This window comes from Actinopolyspora alba (assembly GCF_900112765.1).
Classification (GTDB): domain Bacteria; phylum Actinomycetota; class Actinomycetes; order Mycobacteriales; family Pseudonocardiaceae; genus Actinopolyspora; species Actinopolyspora alba.
The window spans coordinates 1-17,971 of sequence record NZ_FOMZ01000022.1; the positions used below are offsets into that span (position 1 = coordinate 1).

The window sequence follows — 17,971 nt, forward strand, 5'->3', positions numbered from 1 at the left end:
TGGAGCGGGTGGCCAGGTTGCATCCGACCAGCCAGAACGGCGGGCGCAGCTCGCACGGCTCGCTCGGCCAGTCGGGCGGGACGAAGAACTGCGCGAGGCCCGGTTCGAGCGCCGCTGGTTCGGAAAAACCCACGAAAAGGGGGGCGACTCGGCCACCCGCGCAATGGGTACCCGTCTCGATGAGAGTTCGAACCTGAGCACTGGCCCAGCCCGGATGAGGACGCGAGTCCGGATCGGTGAACAGCACGAATTCCCCGGTCACGTGCTCCACCCCGGTGTTGCGGGCTCGGCTCAGCCCGGGGCGGGGCTCGTGGACCACGGTTCCGGCCAGTCCCGCCTCGGCCAGCACCGACGGTGAGATTCTGCGGCGACGGTGGTTGTCCACCAGGATCATCTCGATCCGTCCGGTGAAGTCCTGGGCGGCGATGTGCCGCAACAGGTCCGCGATTTCCCGGTGATTGCCGCGGACGGCGACCACGATGTTCGCTGTGCGCATCGTTCAGTCCTGCCGCGAGTGGTGATCGGTGGGGAGGCTGATGGCCTGCCACCTGCTCACGAGCGCGACGAGGCGGTCCCACAGCGGACCGCCGTACTCCTTGAGCGTGGACTGCTTCTCGGCACGTTCGAACACGATGACCCAATCCCCCGTGCGACGATCCCGATAACCGTGCACGGTTTCACTGCGGGAGCGGTGTAGCTGGTGGGCCTGTTCCAGATCGGGGTAGGTGTCGGCGACCAGCGCACGCACCTCGTGGCCACCGAGGTGGGGAGGAACCGATGCCGGTCGTTCGGCTTCGATGGAGTGTTGAAGTCTCAGCAGCGGAACAATCGTGCTGGCCAATGTCGGAGCGATCGTCATCGAAGGTCCTTTCAGGACGACAGTGGGGTGGAAAGGTGGCCCGAACACGGGGGAGGGAAGCCGGGTCCGGGCCACCTGTCTGTCGAGCGGCTCAGCCGTTCGAGACGGGAGTCTCGGCGTCAACATGCCGCCGTACACACGTGCCGCAGACTCGCGGGCCTGCCGGTTCGAGGTCGTTGTTGACACCAGCGTTGAGACCGCACAACGTGCGGCCGGTATCGGCCGCGAGTCGTTCGTGCACCGTTCCGGTGTGGTCGATCCACACGCGGGCAACGCAGTGGGACTCGTCCGCGGCCGTCATGCCCGTACCTGCTGGGGCGTGTTCGACAGCGGAGCTCGTCGTAGACAGGGTATGCAGGGCATCCCCTCACCCGGGGTGAGGAATTCCAGATCGGTGATCGCGATAGTCGCTCCGCACCACGCGCTCAGCGTGTCCCCGTGCCAGTCTCCGGGGCGCATCACAACGATGTGTGCGACCCGTCTGGTTTCGCCGACAATCCCACGGCGGTAGCGAACGACGAGTGAGATCGGTTCGGGCCACTCAGCCGAGAGCCCCCATGCACCGGAGACATTGGGAAGGGATTCGGCGAGGATCCGCACCAGAGTGTCAAACGCGGTCTCGGGATCGCTGACGGTGAGCTGCCGGGCAGTACCTCCTTCGCCAACGGCCACGACGAATGGCCGCGCGTCCCCTATCGTCGTGAGGCTGTGATTGCCCATGTGGTCGGTCCATTCACGTGCGAGTCCAGCTTGGTCACGGCGACCCCGTCGGAGGTCGGGGGCAACGACGGGACCGCCGCGTCTGTGGTGTCAGGACAGAGCACCGATCGGGGAGTTATGATGCTCTAGTGATTCCCGACACATGAGAGAATGATGCTGGAATTATTCCGATCAGTCTAGACGTCCGATCGGGTGATCCTCGTTGACACCGTGGCCGCATCCTGCGGGTGTGGCGGTGCAACGACCCCGTTGAGGAGCGACAGGTGGCACGCAAAACGATCAGGGCACGTCGACTCGGCAAGCAGATCCGGAAGCTGCGTGAGCGGGCTGGCTTCAACCAAGACCAACTGTGCGAGGCGATCAATGCTGGGCAGGAACGCCGAGCCTCCGTGAGCCAAGGACAGCTGTCCAAGATCGAGGTCGGGGCCGCACGACTGGACGCCACGCAGCTCGAGCGCATCCTGACCGCGGTCGGTGCGAGCGAGGACACCGCCGCACGGTTGGAAACACTGCGAGCCCGCGCCGAAGAACCAGGCTGGTGGTCCGAATACAGCCCCTACATTCACGAGACGCTGGAACTGACCATCGAACTCGGTGAGGACGCGCGAGCCATCCGCACCTACGACACCAGCGTGGTACAGGGACTGCTGCAGACCGAGGACTACGCCCGAACAATCATCGAGTCCAGCCGTGCTTGGGTACGTCCCACGGATGTCGACATGCTCGTCGAGCTGCGCATGCGACGACAGAAACGCCTGGCTGACGACGACTTCGGCGGGCTCACCGCTGTGATCACCGAGGCCTCACTGCGCCACCAGGTGGGCAGCCGCGCGGTCATGCGCGCCCAGCTGGAGAAGCTATGCCAGATCACAGAAGAGGGAACCGCCGCCGTGCACGTCCTACCCTACGAGGAGGGACCGTGGCCGGGTTTGGGCGGTTTCCTGATCTACTCGTTCCCGGACGAAGAGGATGCGGAGGTGGTGCAAGTCGACGGAGATCTCGGTGCAGGAATCTACGAAGACCGTGAGCCCATCTCAGCACTAACGTATACGTTCAACGCGGCACTGGCCAAGGCACTGCCCGCTCGGGAAAGCCTGAATCTGTACCGCACCGTGATGAAGGAACTGGACACATGAGCAGCAACCCCTACCACGACATCCCCGACGAGGTGTACGAGCAACTCGTCCACGCCGAGCACGCGGCACCGGCCGCGAGCACCGGCAACGGTGCCTGCATCACCGTGGCCTCGACAGACGGCTACATCTCGTTTCAGGACAGCAAACTCGACGACAACGACCGGCAAGCACGTACCCAGATCTATACCCCGGCCGAACTCGCCGCGTTCGTGGCCGACGCCAAAGCAGGACGCTACGACCACCTGATCTGAGCGCGTCAACAACGACATAATCGGATGTGCCCCGGCTTATCGTGGAAGCCGGGGCACATCCGTATCGTGCCGCACAACTCCGCACCGGGCACACTGAGAGTGCCACGAGCAACGGCTGAACTCCTCGGCAGACACGCCGTTATGTGCTGGTGGCGTTGCGTGCGTCTTCGAGCTGTGCTCGGCTCAATACTGTTCCATCGGGCCAGGGGTGTTGCATGAGCTCCTGCAGTCCGGGCGAGTGGTGGTGGCTGTGGTCGAGGTCGGCGCCGGGGGTGGTGATGTCGTCGAGGAGCCGAACTGCGAGCACCGCGAGGGTGGTGGAGTCGCCGTCTCCCCAGGTCAGGCCGTGGGAGTCACCGTGGGGTGCGGGATAGAGCGTTCCGTTTTCGGTGCGCACCCAGATGTCGCCGTCCAGGATCAGTTCAGCAAGGGGACTGGAGGAGGGAAGCCGGGAGGGCGCCAGTGCACGCATTTCCGCACCGCTGGGATCGATCGTGACAGGGGTGTCGCTGAGCGGGTCGATCCAGAGGGTGTCTGCGCTGTCCGGGACGAGCATGACGAACACGGCCCTGTAGGTGACCGACTCGAGGCGGGTGAGGAACTCTTCTCCCCACTTGCTGCGGGGGATGGTGATGGTGGAGATGTGTGGGAAATCCGCGCGCACGTTGGCTAGCATGTCTGCAGTGTTGTGCACGCAGTCGACTGCGAGTTTGTCGGACCGTTGCAGTATCTGGCGCCACGCGTCGCGGCGCTCGTGCTCAGGCAGGTCGTCCAGTTCGACCTTCGGGGTTTCGACTGGCTCGGCGGCGAGGTGAATGTGGTGGCTGCTGATCCGACCGTCGGCGAGACGCTCGTGCAGCAGCCGTTCATCGGAGGCATCACCGTGCTGGGAGGCTTGCACGGCGTTGATCAGGGTGCGGTGTACCGCGTGCCCGGCCGGGTAGAGCATGGCCATGCGCAGGAGCACCGCTTCATCGACGTTGATCGACAGGTGCGGAGGGTAGCGCACGGGTTCGTCACCGGGCTGCCAGTCCAGAATGAGTTGCGGGAGCCGCAGCGAGAACGGCCAATACGGCAGGGATTGGCCCAAGGTGGTGGCGACCGTGGACCATTCCACCTCCTTGCCGTTTCGTCCAGGATGCCGGCCTGTCGTGGCACGCAGCTCCGGCGCGTGCAATCCCCACAAGGCTTCTTTGATCACCACGTACGCATCCCGTCCGGGGAACCGGTCGGCGATGTGGACGAGCCGAGTGTGCATTCCCGGCATGGGCCAGCAAAACGCGACGGTGGCCCCATCCGCGCGTCGCCAATCCTGCACCACCATCGCGGTGAACTGCGTACCCAGATACCGGTGGTATCTGCGGCCTTCGGCCGCGCCCAAGTAGGTAGCCGCGGTGTTGGTGACTGGCCACTGGTCGATCAGCGTGGTGCTGAACTGGGTACTGCTCATAGAGTTCCCTTCACTGGCAGGAATCGGTGCTGGGGTGCCGGTTTCGTCGGCCAGGGGCAGCGACCAGTGTTTGCGCACCGTGGTGAGTAGTCGCCAGCTCCACGCTGGCGTGACTGCCAGGGCTTGCCGGGCGGTGGCGAGTTGGCTCAGGCTGCCTGGTCCGGGCTGCCAGCCGGCTTGCAGAGTCGACTCGTCGAGGTCGGCGTCGAAGATGTCGAGCACGGTGGCGCAGTAGTAGAGATAACTGGCTGCGTGCCAGCGCAGTTGCGTCAGGCCAGCGGTGGGCTCGGTCTCGGTGACCTCGAGGAGCCGGGTGGCCAGAACGATCATGTCGTCGGCGGTGTCGCAGGAACTGGTGTGCAGGGTCAGGGTGGCGGTGTCGACATCGGCTGCGGGACCGAGCTGCTGACTCGCGGCGGCGAAGGCTCGGATCTTGGCGCTCAGATCGGTGGTGACCAGCTGATGTGTTACCTCCTCCAGGAGAGGAGGTTTTGCGCTGTCGATGCGGTCATGCAGGGCGATAGCGGTGCGGCTGAGCTCCCGGGGAATGCCACCGGACAGGCAGTGACACAGGCCGATGAACGGCAGCGGCAGGCCGATGACGCGGCGGCTGAGCCAACGCTGGGACTCATCCAGCGTGAACGGCGGCACGGAGATCATGGTCGTGAAGGCGCTGTCGAGAGCATCGCGGACGGGAATGCCGCGACGTTCGAAGTCGGTGAGTGCGTCGTCGGAGACGGACACGACGAACGGGCAGTGGGTGATGCCGAAGATGCCTTTGATCTCGTTGACGAAGTCGTGAGCCTGGGTCGGGCTGGCCATTTTGTCGAGTTCGTCAATGGCGATGACCAGCCCGTCGACGTCTCCGGTCTCGCGCAGTACCGCCACAGTCCGTTCGAGGAACGCGCGGAGCTGGTCGACCAGTTCCGGGTGTGTCAGTGGTTGTTCGGCATGCTGGAGTGAGCGGTTCCAGTTGATTTCCGCGCCTTTGCTCGCGCTGAGTTTGCCGGACCAACCGGAGGTGTGGGTTTGCAGGTAGCGCACCCGACGGAGCTGATCTTCGGCGAGTTTGCGCAGCGCAGCGATATCAGCATCGAAGGCCCGATTCTCTGCTGTCGGATTCTGGGCCTTGGGCGTGTACGCCCGGATCCGCGGGGTGAACGACTCCAGGCCGAGCACGACGAACACGCGGGTTACCGCGTTCCCCACCGCCCGGGAAGCGCCTGAGGAATGCCAGCTGTAGCGTAGCTGTCTGCCGAACTGGACGATGTGACGCCCCTGCGCGCCGAGGATCCTACCCAGGGGGATCGCTGCGACCCCCAGGGCGTTGACCACGGCGATGAACAGGCCCGTGGTCACCGCGAGCAAGGCGAGCAGGTGCCGAGCAGACCACTGCGGCGGGTCGGCACCGCTGGCCCCCGCGGCGTGCAGCAGCCGCACATCGGCGACGTAGTGATCCACCGCGCTGGCTGGGTCGCGATACCACAGCAGCCAGCCCAGTACCAGCAGCGGCACCGCCCAGCGCAGTCCCCGCCAGAGCCGGCGCAGCAGCCTGCTCGCGTCATGACGGCGCCGAACTTGACCTCGCAGGTGCTGCCAGCGCTGGTACTCGGCGCTGAAGTGGTCCGCATCGCCGCGGGCAGTCAGATGGTCCAGGACGGCGCGACAGACCCGAGCATGCAGATGCAGTACGAAATCCCGCGCCTCGTAGCGGGCGGGTGCTCCCACGGTGATCGTCAGCCGTCGTGGTTCGTCGTCGCCGACCATGCTTCCAGCCAGCGCCTGGATCAACGTGGTTTTGCCAGCTCCGCGCTGGCCGGCCAGAGCGATGGCGCCCACCTGCGGGCGCCGCAACTCTCGCAGGAGTGTGCTCATGGAGTCGGTGCGGATGAGCAACGACACCTCGTCGACCGACTGCAGACCCGCGGCGTCGCGCACGGTGAGGGTGTGCTCGAACGAGGGAGCATGGCTGTCGTTGATGCGTTCGCGCACTTCCGGCAGGATCAGTTCATCCCGGACGGTTTGCTTCCACCGAAACCGCCGGACGGGAACACCGAGCTGCAACGCTTGCCGTCGGCGCCCCCATTGCAGCCGTTCCCAGGTGGCCTGTGGCAGATTCGCCAGCTCCAAAAGCGGCCGGCACACGTAGCTCTGCCCAGTAGGCGACTGCCACGAGCCCGAAGCACACCCACAGGGGCGCCGACCAGATAACGCCGAACAGAACGCCTATCGCAACCGGCGGGAGTAACCCCGCTGCCAGCACGACCAGCCAGTGGCGCCGCCCCGGCTGCCAGTCCTGCAGTCCCCAGGAAGGCTTGCGCGCGCGGTGTTCCCGCAGCTGCTGGCGGCGCTTCTCGACCGGCTCGTACATACTCGACGCCCGTGCCCGAAACGATCGATCGCGCAGGATCTGCCCCATCAGCTCGTGTCGATTCAGACGCGCCGCCTCCAGCGCCTCCAGGATCTCCGGAGTGCTGAGCACGTTTTTCAGCAAGTCGTCCAAGCTCGCCACCATGCTCGGGTCGAGCTCGGCCTCTGGAGACATCGGCCCCCGGGCCTGGGTCATGCGGCTGCTCCTTTGCTCACGGCACCACCACCCGCGAAGATCATCACAAGGAGTCCTGACAGAGCGATCACGAATCAGGCGATGTCACCTACATGGAGCAACCCACCGCTAGCCGTGACCCTCAGCAAGCCCTCGGCCCAAGACCGCCGGCCACGCGACCCCTTCCCGGCGCATACCGTTCCCACCCCGCCGCGCGAGACCTGGCCGCTGTGAGGGACCTTCCGTGAACAACCGGCAGGCGTGACCGAGCGACATCGGAAACGAGTTCCGAACGACGGTGAGAGACGTCCGCACCTCCCCGCTGACCAGCACGACGGGAAACGATCTTCACTAGCGCTGGGAAACTTCCCCGAGCAGGGTTGATCTCCGCTGGTCAGTGGATTCCATCGGTAGTCCGATGCGCTACGAGTTTCTCGACAAGGTGTGGGAGGTTGTCTCTCCCTGGCAGCTGGATTAAGTAGAGAATAGGAGTGCAAGAAAGGTAAGGATGGGGCCGGGTTGACTCTGTGGAAGGTTGCTCTGATCGAGCTTTTCACATGAAGCTCGAGCGGGACTGGTAGGTCCCAAACCGGCTACCGTGCTCCTTTACGGAGCGTTATTTCCCCTGGTTATAGGGTTTACTTTCTTTCTTGTGGAATTTGGACTCGGTGTCGCGCAACTTTTGACCGAAAAGCTCCAGGATAAATTCGGGCCGCGACGTTGCCAAAGTATTGCTTCTGCAACTGAGACTGACAGGATTCAGTCAAAGAAGTATTCAAATACGTACGACTACGCGAGCGACGGCAAGACAGTGGCACAAGCAGGGGAGATCCATGGAAACGTGAGTCAGTCTCAGGTGCATGTCTACTTACCCTGCCATCGATGCCGCTCTGCGAAAGACGAGGCCGCTTGGCGAGCCTGTGGCAAGGAACGCAGTGAATATCCAAAAGATACACCGTGCTGAGATTGTGTCTCATGTGGTGTGTTTTGTAGCAGGTCAGTGCTGTGGCGAGAGTGAGAAAGGTGGCGAAGTGGGTGGCTGTGCGGTCGTATCGGGTGGTGAGACGGCGGTAGTCGGATAATCAGGAGAAGCTGCGCTCGACGACTCATCGGTGGTGGCCGAGTGTGTCGCTGGTGTCGAGGTCGCGACGGGCGATGCGGGGAGTGATTCCTCGATCGCGGAGCCATCTGCGTAATGTGCGGTAGTCGTAGGTTTTGTCGGCGTGCAGTTTGGTCGGGCGGAATCGGCGAGGTCCACGACGGGACCGTGTGGCGGGGATGGCCAGCACGAGAGGGATGAGCCCGTGACTGTCGTGCGTGTTGGCGGCCGAGACACCGATGGCCAACGGCAGTCCGGTGCGATCGGTCAGCAGATGGTTTTTTGAGCCGGACTTGCCTCGGTCCACAGGGCTGGGCCCAGTCATCGATCCCCCATTACCTTCTTGTGGTGGCCCCGCAAGGGGGCTCCCGGCCTGTGGGTCCGGCAGGACTTGTCCCCCCTGTCTGCATGATCCGGGGGGTGGTGTCACCGGGCCTGCAGGCACCGCATGACCGCTGATAGAGGCCGGAGCGTCGCCCTGAGCGAGCGGCAGGCTCTGCGTAATGTGGATGCTGGCTGGACGGTGCCGCCTGGCAGGCCGGGATGAACTGCGACGGACAGGAACATCGTGGTCGAGCCCAACGAGATTGGCGCTTTCGTCGGCTTGGATGTTGGTAAGGGCGAGCATCACGCCCGCGCGCTGACACCGTCCGGCAAGACCGTTCTGAACAAAACCCTGCCGAACAGCGAGCCGAAGCTGCGGGCGATCGTCGACAAGCTGCAGGCCAAGCATGGCACCGTGTTGGTGGTGGTCGACCAGCCCGCCTCGATCGGGGCGCTGCCGTTGGCGGTCGCCCGTGACGCCGGCTGTCGGGTGGCCCATCTGCCCGGGCTGACCATGCGGCGTATCGCCGACCTGTATCCCGGGGAAGCCAAAACTCCACGCCCGCGATGCCGCCGTGATCGCCGACGCGGCCCGCACGAGGCCCCACACCCTGCGGGGTCTGGCCCCCGATGACGAGACCGTGGCCGCCCTGTCCATGCTGTGTGGCCACGACGACGACCTCGCCGCCGAGGCCACCCGGGTGCGCAACCGGCTACGCGGACTGCTCACCCAGATCCATCCCCACCTGGAACGCGTCCTGGGACCCCGTCTGGACCACCCCGCCGTGCTGAAGCTGCTGTCTGACCACGGCACCCCGGCTTCACTACGAGACACCGGGCACTACAGCTAGCCGCCACTCCGCAAGAGTGTTTCTGCGCTCATGGACTGTCCTCCCGGCCAGACGTGGTGGACGGGAGGACAGTTCGGCGAGCTCCACACGGGCTCACGGCAGATGATGCCACCGCCCGCTGCACGGCGACAGCTCTTATCGAGCTCAGTCCACGATGGCGTGACCAGGACGATCTGACGGTCATCATTCTTCGGAATAGGTAACGAGGAGTTCGCAGTGCCGCTTTTCGATGGATGCTTCCGAGAACTTGGTGTCGGCTGGGTAGGCGGTTACGGTGGGGCGTGCCTCGCGGGCGGGCGACCAGCGATCGATCATCTCGATTAGCCGGTCGGCCAGGGTTTCGGCGGCCGGTCCGTGGCCGATCGCGCCGAGTTCCCAGCGGGAGCCGTTGTCGGTCTGGTGCCGGTTCTTGGTCGCGTAGGCCAGTGACTCGTCCGCCGCGAGTGCTGGGGACCGCATCGGCGCGAGCGGGTCGGCGACCTCGCTGGGCACGTCCGGGTTTACGTCGAGTCGGCAAGTGCGGTTGTCCTCGGCGGTCATTCGTAGCCAGATCCCGTCGAAGGGTTCGTTACCGCCTATCGTGTGCCCGGACCAGCGGGTGGTGCTCGGAGCATCGAGCACACCGTGCAGCTTGTTGGGATCGAGTGGTTGGTCGCGGTCCCAGTGCAGACTGATGGTGCCGTCGTCGGTGATCGCGCCGCTCTGTTCTCCTTCGGTCTCCCCGGTCAGGTTCACGAAACCGCACAGTTCCACCGAGTCCGAGACGAGCGTGCCGTGCTGGTCGGCGAAGGCCACGGCGCGGGTTTGGCCGCGCCAGCGCAGGGGGAGCGCCATGCGTCCGACGGGGGTGAGTTGGTGCCACCAGGCCGGTGGGATGTCCCAGGGAGAGACGGTGGCGATGATCCGGTCGTAGGGTCCGTGCTCGGCTACCCCGCGCGTGCCATCCCCGGTGACCACACGCACGTCGCCGTACCCGGCTGCGTTGAGGTTCCGCCGGGCCTGCGTGGTGACGTCGGGGTCCACGTCGATGGTGGTCACGAGCCGCGCGTCGTCGGTGAGTTCGGCGAGTAGGGCGGCGTTGTAGCCGGTTCCGGCGCCGATCTCCAGCACGCGATCTCCGGGGCGCACGTCGAGTTGGTCGAGCATCATCGCCACGACGAACGGGGCGCTGGCGCAGCTCAGTGAGGTGCCGTCGGAGAATCGGTGGGTGATCGCGGCCTGGAACGGGTGGTACGCGGTCTCCAGGTCGTGTCCGGGTACGAAGTCGTGGCGCGGCATGTCCCGCAGCACTTGCTCCACACGCGGGTTCGTCGCGAATCCCTTGTCACGAACCTTGTCGACCATGCGGGCGCGCAGCTCGTCAGCTGAGGAGGTGTCGATGGTGGTCATTCGGTGTTGTTTCGGAGTGTTGGTGGCGGGCTTTGTTCGGTGTCGAGGATCGCGGTGGTGGCGGTGTGGGCGAGGATGCTTTGTGTGGTGGTGTTGAGTCCCAGGCGGTTCCAGTGGAACAGCACGTGGTGGGCGAGGATGTCGCGGAGTCCTCGCTGGAGGGGGTGGGTGTGGGCCAGGGCGTGTCCGGTGTGGGCGAATGCGTGGGCCCAGGGCGCGTAGGTGTGTAGTGGCCCGTCGGGGCCGAACAAGGGGCCGGTGGGGTGGGGGTCGTGGGTCAGCAGTGTGTGCAGCTGGTGGGTGAGTTGTTCGGGGTGGGTGAGCGGTGGGGGTGCGGGTCGTGTGCGGCTGACGCGGTGCCAGATGTCGCCGCATTCGAACCATTCTTGCCCGGCGGCGCGGAACAGGCTGCTGCACAGCAGCAGGGACAGTTCTCGTCGCCCGAGGGATGGGTGTGGGTCGTGCAGGTAGGTCGTCAGGTGGTGGCTGTCGGCGGCGAACAGTTCGTGGGCGAGGCTCATCGCGGTGGGCCCGCCGAAGGCGGCTTGTTCTGGTTCGTACAGTCCGCGTCGCCACGTGGTGAGTGCGCCGGTGGTGCGGAGTTCGTTGAGCAGGGGGTCGATAGTGGAGGCGCTGTCGGCGGGGGTGATGCGCAGGCGTAGTCCGGGGGTTTTGCGGAGGAACCACCAGCCGGTGATGGCGCCGGTGGTGGTGAGTTGGCGCAGCTGGGGCGCGAGGCTGCTGGTCAGGGTTTCTTCGAGGTGGTCTGGGGGCAGTTCGAGGGCGAGTTGATACCAGTCGCTGTCGATCCGGGTGGCCAGCGCTGCTTGTCCGGCCTGGTGGTAGGTCTCGACCGCCTCGGCCAGTTCTGCGGAGCTCATCCCGGCGGTGGCCGCGGCGTGTGCGAGTGGTGTTCCGCCAAGCACGGTGAGCACGGCGTGGGTGGTGGCGTCGTGGGTCAGCTCAGCAGCAGACATGCGTCCCATCCGGATCGTGGTGGTGTGTCGATGAGGGCGGTGTGCAGGGCGAGAGCGGTTCCGGCGGTGCCGGTGAGGAATCCGGGATCGCTGGTGGGGGTGATCGTGTCGAGGTGGCTGGTGAGCTGCTGGGGCAGCGTGGACAGGTGGTGGGTGATCGAGGTGCTTCGGGCGTCGCCGGCGATGCGCCAGCTGGTTTGGTAGAGCCCGGCCCAGCCGTGGCACAGCCCGTTGTCGCTGATCAGTGCCAGTTGCCGTGGGTCGGTCAGGCAGGCGGTGAGGGCGTTTTCGGCGTGGCGTTGCCGGGTGGTGTCGTCGAGGGCGAGTGCGGCCAGCTGGTGGGCGCGGGCGATGCCGGGGGTGCCGTAGCACCAGGAGGGGCGTGGTGGACCGTGCTGGTGGGCGGCGGTGAGTGCGTGGTGCTCGTGGGTGATCCATTGGGGCCACCAGGAACCGTGATCGGTGTCGTGGCGCCAGTGGTCGTAGTGGGCGAGGATTCGTTCGATCGCTTCGCGCTGGCCGGGCACGGTGATGCCGCGTCGCCGTGCGAGGGCCAGCAGCGCGAGGGGGCCGGCGATGCCGTGGGCGAGGCCGTGGTTGGCGTGCCCACCGGGGGTGGGTAGGGCAGGGTCGGGATCGTGGGCGGCCCACCAGCCGGGCAGGGTGGTCTCGGTGTCCCGCTTGGGGTGAGTGAGTCGGACGAGGTAGTCGAGTACGCGGGCGAGGGCGTCGTCGCCGGGGGCGTGGTCGAGCAGCAGTCGGCCTGTCCCGGTCAGTCCGCGAAACAGGTCGTAGTCGCTGAAGTGGGTGCTGCCCTGCTGGAGGTGTTGTAGGGCGAGGTCGACCCGGCGGTGGGTGTCGGCGGTGATCGACTCGTGCAGGGTGGTCGCGGCGGCGGCGTAGGAGGGGATGTTCTCGCTGGCGGTGTGCAGCAGTGTCGCCACGGCGGGGGCGCCGAGATACAGCGAGGTGTCGGTGCCGGCGAGCACGGGGTGGGTGGTGGCGGCGCGCACCCAGGTGTGGGCGCGGTGCCAGGGGCCGTGGCCGCTGCGGGCTCGTTCCAGGTGCAGCAGGGCGGTCCCGGCGGTGCCGCGGGACAGTGATTGCGCGTGCCAGGCCGGCGTGGCCGGTGGGGGTGTGGCGAGTTCTTCGGCGATGCGGGTGAGGCAGGAAGCGGTGGTAGTGGCGGTCATGGGGCTCTCCGGTCGCCGAGGGCGAGGCGGCGTTGGGCGACGGCTCGGGCCAGCCGTTGGGTCAGCCGTTCGGCTCCGGTGTCGACGCCGACGGCGCGCAGGTGGTGTTCGCGCAGCAGGGACCGCAGCACGGTGTCGGGGTCGGCGTGGTCGTGATGCTGCTGGTCGCGGTAGGCCAGGACCGCCTCGCGCCGACGGCGCCATGCGGTGGCCAGCTCGGTGCCGCCGGTGAGTGTGGTCAGCTGTTCCAGAGGGTCCCGGTCGGCCAGGTGGAGCGCGGCGTCGCGCAGCTCGCGGTCGAGTTTGCCGGGCTGGTGGGCCAGCAGGTGGGTCAGCCAGCGATAGCCCTGCTCGGGGGTGGGGGCCAGATGCGCGGCGATGTCGGTCATCGACACGGCCGCGGTGGCTTGGCTGGGCAGGCCGGTTGTGCTGGCCCAGTGCAGTTGGGACAGGGCCGTCTCGGAGTCGGTGGTGAAGAGCTGTTCGGCGGCGGTCTCGGTGTCAGGCCGCGTGCCGTAGGTCCCGTGCGGGTGGTACGGCGCGAGGGTGTACTCGGCCAGCAGCCCGATCTGCTGCAGGGGTGCGGCCCAGTCGGCCAGGCGGGCGGCGCTCTCGGCGTAGTGGCTGCCTGATTCGAGGCGGAAGCACAGGGTGAGGTACTGGTCGCTGTCGGGGCGGTGGGGCTGGTGGTGTCGGGTGAACCACCAGCGGCGCGTCCGCTCGGCGAGGGCGTGGCAGAGGCTCGGCAGGTGCTGGGTCAGCACGGTGGTGGCTCGCTCGGGATGGACGAGCATGTCGGCGCGCAGCACGTGCCCGGTGCCGGGCAGGTGTGCCCGGCTGGGGGAGGGAACGGCTGCGGCGGGTGCCGGGGCGGGCTGGTGCGCGGGTGGGCTGGCGCTCAAGGGGGTGAGGAATTCGCAGACGCGGCGCGACCAAGCATGATCCTGGGGGCTGCCTGTTTCGCGGAGCAGCACGTGGCTGCTGCGGCTGTGCTGCAGGCGGCGACGCAGCAGCGCCCGGTCACCGGGATCGTCCAGGTCGAGGGGGAGCCGCTGGTCGCCGCGTTCGATCAGCTGCACGTGTGCGGGGATGTGCCAGCGGTGGCGCCACGTGGCCAGCGCGGTGTCCCAGCTGTCGGTGTCCGCCTCGGCGGTGAGCAGATCGGCGCGGGGCAGGCGCCACTGGGCGGGGGAGAGCACGGTGCGGCCGTATCGCAGGCGGGGAAGCATGGGCATCTCTCGGGCGGCACCGACGTCGACGAGTCCGTAGAAACCGCTGCAGGCCGAGGGCAGCTCCGCCAGAAACCGCGCCAGTGGGGGTGTGTGCTGCTGGGTCTCCAGCGCGTGCGGCAGCCACGGCCGTACCCGCTGCCCGGTGGAGAGCCGTATCAGCCCCATGCTGCGGTGGTCGGCGGTGACGGCGAGATCGTCGAGCGGGATCACCGTGTGGTCCTGCTCGTGGTACTCGCCGAGAGGGATCAGGTGCGACGTCAGCTGGGGCACGCGGGTGATGTTCTCGTTGTGTTCGCGTCGTGGGGGAAACGACAGTTGGGCGGGCAGGGTGTGCTCGTCGTCGGGGGCATAGGTCTGGGCCAGCCGGTGCTGGTCCGGCTCGGACAGCAGCGGGGCGAACCGGCCGGCCATGCTGCCGGGGTGCATCGCGCCGGTGACCCACAGCTGGAACCGGCCGTGCCGCAGCGCGGCCGGTGAGGGGCTGTGCAGCTGGAAGGCCAGTTCCACTCTCTCCGGCGGGATCATGCGCTCGTGGTCGCCGACCCGCAGCTGCTCGAGAAGCGGTTCGGTCAGGGTGATCTCGCGCTCTCCGGCGGCGGTGACCTGCTGGATCAGCCGCAGCAGGGTGGTGTCGCGCTCGGTGAGCATGTGGGGGCTGTGCGCTCGGGCGGCGCCGAGCCATCCGGCGGGAAACCCCAGCCCGGAATCGGCGATGATCTCGCGCACCGGCACGCGGGCCCCGGCGCCGTAGCGGGCGAGGAAACGCTGGTGGTACTCGCGCCAGGCGGGCGTGCCGAACGGGTGCGGAGTCAGCCGCAGCAACGCCGTCGCGGCGGATTCGGCTTCGGCCAGTGCCTGCTCGGGGATTGTGGGCGGCTGGTCCAGGGTGGCGTCGACCGCCAGCACCGTCTCGGCGGGGCGGAGGGTGCGCATCCGCGTGGCGGTCTCGGTCAGCGCTGCTCGGCCCGCGTCGTCGGCGATGGTGTGGTGAGGCAGCGCGGTGTGCACCATGGACAGCTGGGTAGCCAGCTCGGTGACGGCGGGAAGATCCTCGAGCTCGGCGTTTTGCAGCGTTTCCACGACATGGGCCAGCGGGTTCGGGCTGGTCATCGGGGGCCGCAGGTTGGTCAACAGTGCTTTGGCGGCCACCAGCTCGCCCAGCAGCGTCTCGATCGTGGTCGAGGACGCGTGGGCAAACGTCTCGGCGAGCTTGTCCTGCAGACTGGCCAGCAGGATCGGCTCGCTGGCCGCGTCCAGCGCGGCACGCACCGGCCCGGTTAACCGCAGCGACAGGTCCAGCGCGGACGCGTGGTCAGGGGCGGACTCGGACAGGTGGGTGGGCACAACGAGTTGGTCTCCGCGAACGTGCGCGGCGTTGTTGGTCACCACCAGCAAGCGCGTGCGCACCTGCCGGTCGTGTTCCAGCTCGTCGATGAGGCCGCCCAGCCAGCCCGCGTCGGGGCGTGCCGTGATCCGGTGTGCGTCGCCGGCCGGGGACGGCTGGTCGCTGGGGACGGTGGCGGCCACCCCGGCGAACAGGCCGAACGGGGTGGCGCGCCGTTGCCAGCGCCGCAGATACGCCGAGACCGTGCCGAGCAGGCGGGGCAGGGAATGTTGCCCCCGGGAGTGCCCGGCGAGTTCGGTCTCGATGGTGCGTGCCAGCGCGGGACTGGCCACCGTCACCGCCGAGCGGATCTCCTCGCGGCGCCACAATTCGACCAGCCAGTCCCGGCCTGTCTGCTGGTCGGCGCTGGCGTGAAGCACGGGCGGCAGATCCCAGCTGCCCGGATCGGTGCTGGCGCGCACCTGCACCACACCGGTGTGGCGGTAGACGGGGTGTCCAGAACCCACGGTTCTCTCCTGATGCTGACGATCACACGGGCCGCGGCGAGGCAGGACTGTCAGTACGGGGTCTGGGCGACCTGACTGGTGCAGGCCGACCCACAGGTGGTTCCGCCGCAGCCGTCGCTGGTGTCGCAGGACATCTTCGCCAGGGGCAGGCTGTCCTCGACCACACTGATGTCGAGCGTGAACTCGTCCAGCTCACCGGGGGCGGCAGTCTGCTCGAGTGCCTGGGTCATCTCGGTCACCTTTCGGTCGGTTTCTTACTCGGCCTGGCTCGCGGCACCTTCGGCCGCGGGCCAGGAGATCGTGATGCGGCTGTGGCGCTTGGTGATCACCAGATCGGCCGGGGGCAGCCGCTCGTCGGAGGTCTCGCGGGGCCAGACCGCGATGTCGGGCCCGGGCCCGTGACGCCGCTCGCGATCCCAGACACGGATCTGCTCGGCCATCTGCTCGGCGAGAGTGTCCGCGTGCGGCCCGAAGGCATACACACCGAATTCGGAGACACCGGGCGAGGCGCGCCGTGCCGTCAGATAGGCCACCGAATCGTGGGTGACCACCGCCGGGTCGAACCACAACACCTCGGCAGAGGCCAGCGTGTCTTTCTGGTCGGGCTCGGCGGCCAACCGGCCGAATCCGGCAAACCGGGTGGCCAGCCAGAATGAGAGCGTGTCGAACGATTCACTACCGGGCAGGGTCACCCCGCTCCACAGCTCGACCCGCGGGGTGGTCACCAGCTCATCGAGCTCCGGGGGCTGATCGTCGGGCCAGCCATCGTCGAACCGCACGACGACGGTGCTGCCCCGCAGCGACACCAGCTGCTCCGTGGTGGCCCCCTGGCCCTGCATGGTGACGAACCCGCACACCTCGGCAGAGCGGCTGACCAGGTGATCGTCCTGCCGGTCCAGGGCCAGCGAGCGGGTCAATCCCCGCATCCGCAGCGGAACCACCAAGCGGCCCCGCGGTGCGAGCTGATCCATCCAGGCGGAGGGGATGTCCCACGCGCTGACCGTGACCACGATCCGGTCGTAGGGGCCGTCACCGACCTCTCCGGCCGCCGCGTCGGCGGTGATCACGTTCACTGCTGGAAAACCGGCTCGATCCAGCAACTCGCGGGCCCGGGCGGTCACTTCGGGGTCAATGTCGACGCTGGTCACAGACCCGTCCGGGCCGGCCAGATGGCTGAGCATGGCGGCATTGACCCCACCGGAACCGATTTCCAACACGCTCATGCCGGGGCGAATGTCGGCCTGTTCCAGCATTCCCGCCTGCAGCTGCGGCGCCGAGACAGTGCTGATCGCGACCCCGTGCTCATCACGCTTGATCGGCACGGCCGCCCGGGGATCGTAGGCCTGCTGCAGCGGTGCCTCAGGGGTGAACCATCGCCGATCCACCACCCGAAACACGTCGGCGATCCGTTCACTACGCACCGCACCCATCGTCCACAGTTGATTGATCATGTCCTCGCGCAGCGCGTCGGCCTGCGCGGAATCCGTCGACGTACTCATCTACACGTCACTTCCGGTCGTTGTTTGACGACAGTGCTGGGGGTGAAGGTGCCCGGAACACGTCACAGCGGCCGCCGCGTCACAGGATGGCGGAACCCGCGAGGCGCGGGGCCGGCGATAGCCGTGTCGGCACCGTGACGGGTCCGTTGCCCGTCCGAGGCTGGCGGCGGCGAAACCGGGGATGACCGCTGGGCAGCGGCGCCGTTAACGCCTCGGAAGTCTCGACGTGTGAGCACGGAGTGCGTTCGGCAGCGACAAGGCTGCTCGGTCCTCGTCGTCTTCGTGCCTTTCGCTCTCGACCGGGGAAAGGCTGCGCGGCCGGCGGGAGAGCTCCAGAGCGGGCAGGAGTCGGAACTCGCCTACGAGTCGGCTCCTTCGGAGACACGTGTTCGAAGGCGCCCAGCTGGCAGGGGGCATGCCGCTGCTGGTCAGCTGCGGCGGTTGTTGTCGAGGGGGTCACGGATCACCTTCACCATCACGGCAGCGGCAAATGCGTAAAGCATGTTCTTGGCGCATATGCGATATTGCGTCGTTCGTGGGGAGGTGATCAATCGTCCAAACGAGTGACGCCCTCGGTGACGACGTGGGTCACCGA

Annotated in this window: 13 protein-coding genes and 2 pseudogenes; 3 read left to right on the plus strand and 12 right to left on the minus strand. The window is 67.1% G+C overall.

Annotated elements, in window-relative coordinates:
• From BM150_RS23920 to BM150_RS23165, 3 genes are all read right to left on the minus strand, one after another.
• Window positions 1–496 (minus strand): glycosyltransferase family 2 protein (locus BM150_RS23920; protein ID WP_139219637.1); only part of this gene is annotated, 496 nt, incomplete at its 3' end.
• A gap of 3 nt (window positions 497–499) precedes the next feature.
• Complete coding sequence (locus tag BM150_RS23160; RefSeq protein WP_092930134.1) at window positions 500–859, minus strand: hypothetical protein; 360 nt, start codon at window positions 857–859, stop codon at window positions 500–502.
• 91 nt (window positions 860–950) lie between these two features.
• Window positions 951–1,160, minus strand: a complete 210-nt coding sequence (locus tag BM150_RS23165) for a hypothetical protein (RefSeq protein WP_092930137.1) — start codon at window positions 1,158–1,160, stop codon at window positions 951–953.
• Window positions 1,161–1,842: 682 nt separating this feature from the next.
• Between BM150_RS23165 and BM150_RS23170 the strand changes: the two genes are divergently transcribed.
• Together BM150_RS23170 and BM150_RS23175 are read left to right on the plus strand one after the other, a co-directional pair.
• Window positions 1,843–2,715, plus strand: a complete 873-nt coding sequence (locus BM150_RS23170) for a helix-turn-helix domain-containing protein (protein ID WP_175496996.1) — start codon at window positions 1,843–1,845, stop codon at window positions 2,713–2,715.
• Window positions 2,712–2,966 (plus strand): DUF397 domain-containing protein, encoded by a 255-nt coding sequence (locus BM150_RS23175; protein ID WP_092604578.1) that lies wholly within the window; start codon window positions 2,712–2,714, stop codon window positions 2,964–2,966. Before BM150_RS23170 ends, BM150_RS23175 begins: the two co-directional genes overlap by 4 nt.
• 139 nt (window positions 2,967–3,105) lie before the next feature.
• On the opposite strand, the gene BM150_RS23180 is transcribed toward BM150_RS23175, so the two are convergent.
• The 3 genes and pseudogenes from BM150_RS23180 to BM150_RS24340 form a co-directional block, all read right to left on the minus strand.
• Window positions 3,106–6,408, minus strand: a complete 3,303-nt coding sequence (locus BM150_RS23180; RefSeq protein ID WP_139219638.1) for a hypothetical protein — start codon at window positions 6,406–6,408, stop codon at window positions 3,106–3,108.
• A 16-nt stretch (window positions 6,409–6,424) separates the two neighbouring features.
• A complete protein-coding gene (locus BM150_RS23185) occupies window positions 6,425–6,982 on the minus strand; it encodes a hypothetical protein (RefSeq protein WP_092930146.1) in 558 nt (185 codons plus the stop codon).
• 1,088 nt (window positions 6,983–8,070) lie between these two features.
• Window positions 8,071–8,394, minus strand: a pseudogene (locus BM150_RS24340) (transposase); the annotation flags it as partial.
• Between the two features lie 234 nt (window positions 8,395–8,628).
• Here BM150_RS24340 and BM150_RS23195 point away from each other — a divergent pair.
• Window positions 8,629–9,223 (plus strand): annotated as a pseudogene (locus BM150_RS23195) (IS110 family transposase); the annotation flags it as partial.
• A 195-nt stretch (window positions 9,224–9,418) separates the two neighbouring features.
• Here BM150_RS23195 and fxlM (BM150_RS23200) read toward each other — a convergent pair.
• Genes fxlM (BM150_RS23200) through fxlM (BM150_RS23225) form a run of 6 tightly spaced genes read right to left on the minus strand, consistent with a single transcriptional unit; the run spans window position 9,419 to window position 17,376 of the window.
• Window positions 9,419–10,624 carry a methyltransferase, FxLD system gene (gene fxlM, locus BM150_RS23200; protein WP_092930149.1) on the minus strand — a complete coding sequence of 402 codons (1,206 nt, stop codon included), beginning with the start codon at window positions 10,622–10,624 and terminating at the stop codon, window positions 9,419–9,421.
• Complete coding sequence (locus BM150_RS23205) at window positions 10,621–11,601, minus strand: thiopeptide-type bacteriocin biosynthesis protein (RefSeq protein ID WP_175496998.1); 981 nt, start codon at window positions 11,599–11,601, stop codon at window positions 10,621–10,623. The genes fxlM (BM150_RS23200) and BM150_RS23205 overlap by 4 nt, the downstream gene beginning before the upstream one ends.
• On the minus strand, window positions 11,583–12,794 hold the full coding sequence (locus tag BM150_RS23210; protein ID WP_092930155.1) for a lanthionine synthetase C family protein: 1,212 nt from the start codon (window positions 12,792–12,794) through the stop codon (window positions 11,583–11,585). The genes BM150_RS23205 and BM150_RS23210 overlap by 19 nt, the downstream gene beginning before the upstream one ends.
• On the minus strand, window positions 12,791–15,877 hold the full coding sequence (locus tag BM150_RS23215; protein WP_092930158.1) for a lantibiotic dehydratase: 3,087 nt from the start codon (window positions 15,875–15,877) through the stop codon (window positions 12,791–12,793). The genes BM150_RS23210 and BM150_RS23215 overlap by 4 nt, the downstream gene beginning before the upstream one ends.
• A 50-nt stretch (window positions 15,878–15,927) precedes the next feature.
• The gene (locus tag BM150_RS23220) at window positions 15,928–16,107 is read right to left on the minus strand and encodes an FxLD family lanthipeptide (protein WP_043578530.1); all 180 of its coding nucleotides are present in this window, start codon (window positions 16,105–16,107) and stop codon (window positions 15,928–15,930) included.
• A gap of 24 nt (window positions 16,108–16,131) precedes the next feature.
• Complete coding sequence (gene fxlM / locus BM150_RS23225) at window positions 16,132–17,376, minus strand: methyltransferase, FxLD system (RefSeq protein WP_175496999.1); 1,245 nt, start codon at window positions 17,374–17,376, stop codon at window positions 16,132–16,134.
• Window positions 17,377–17,971: the final 595 nt, after the last annotated feature.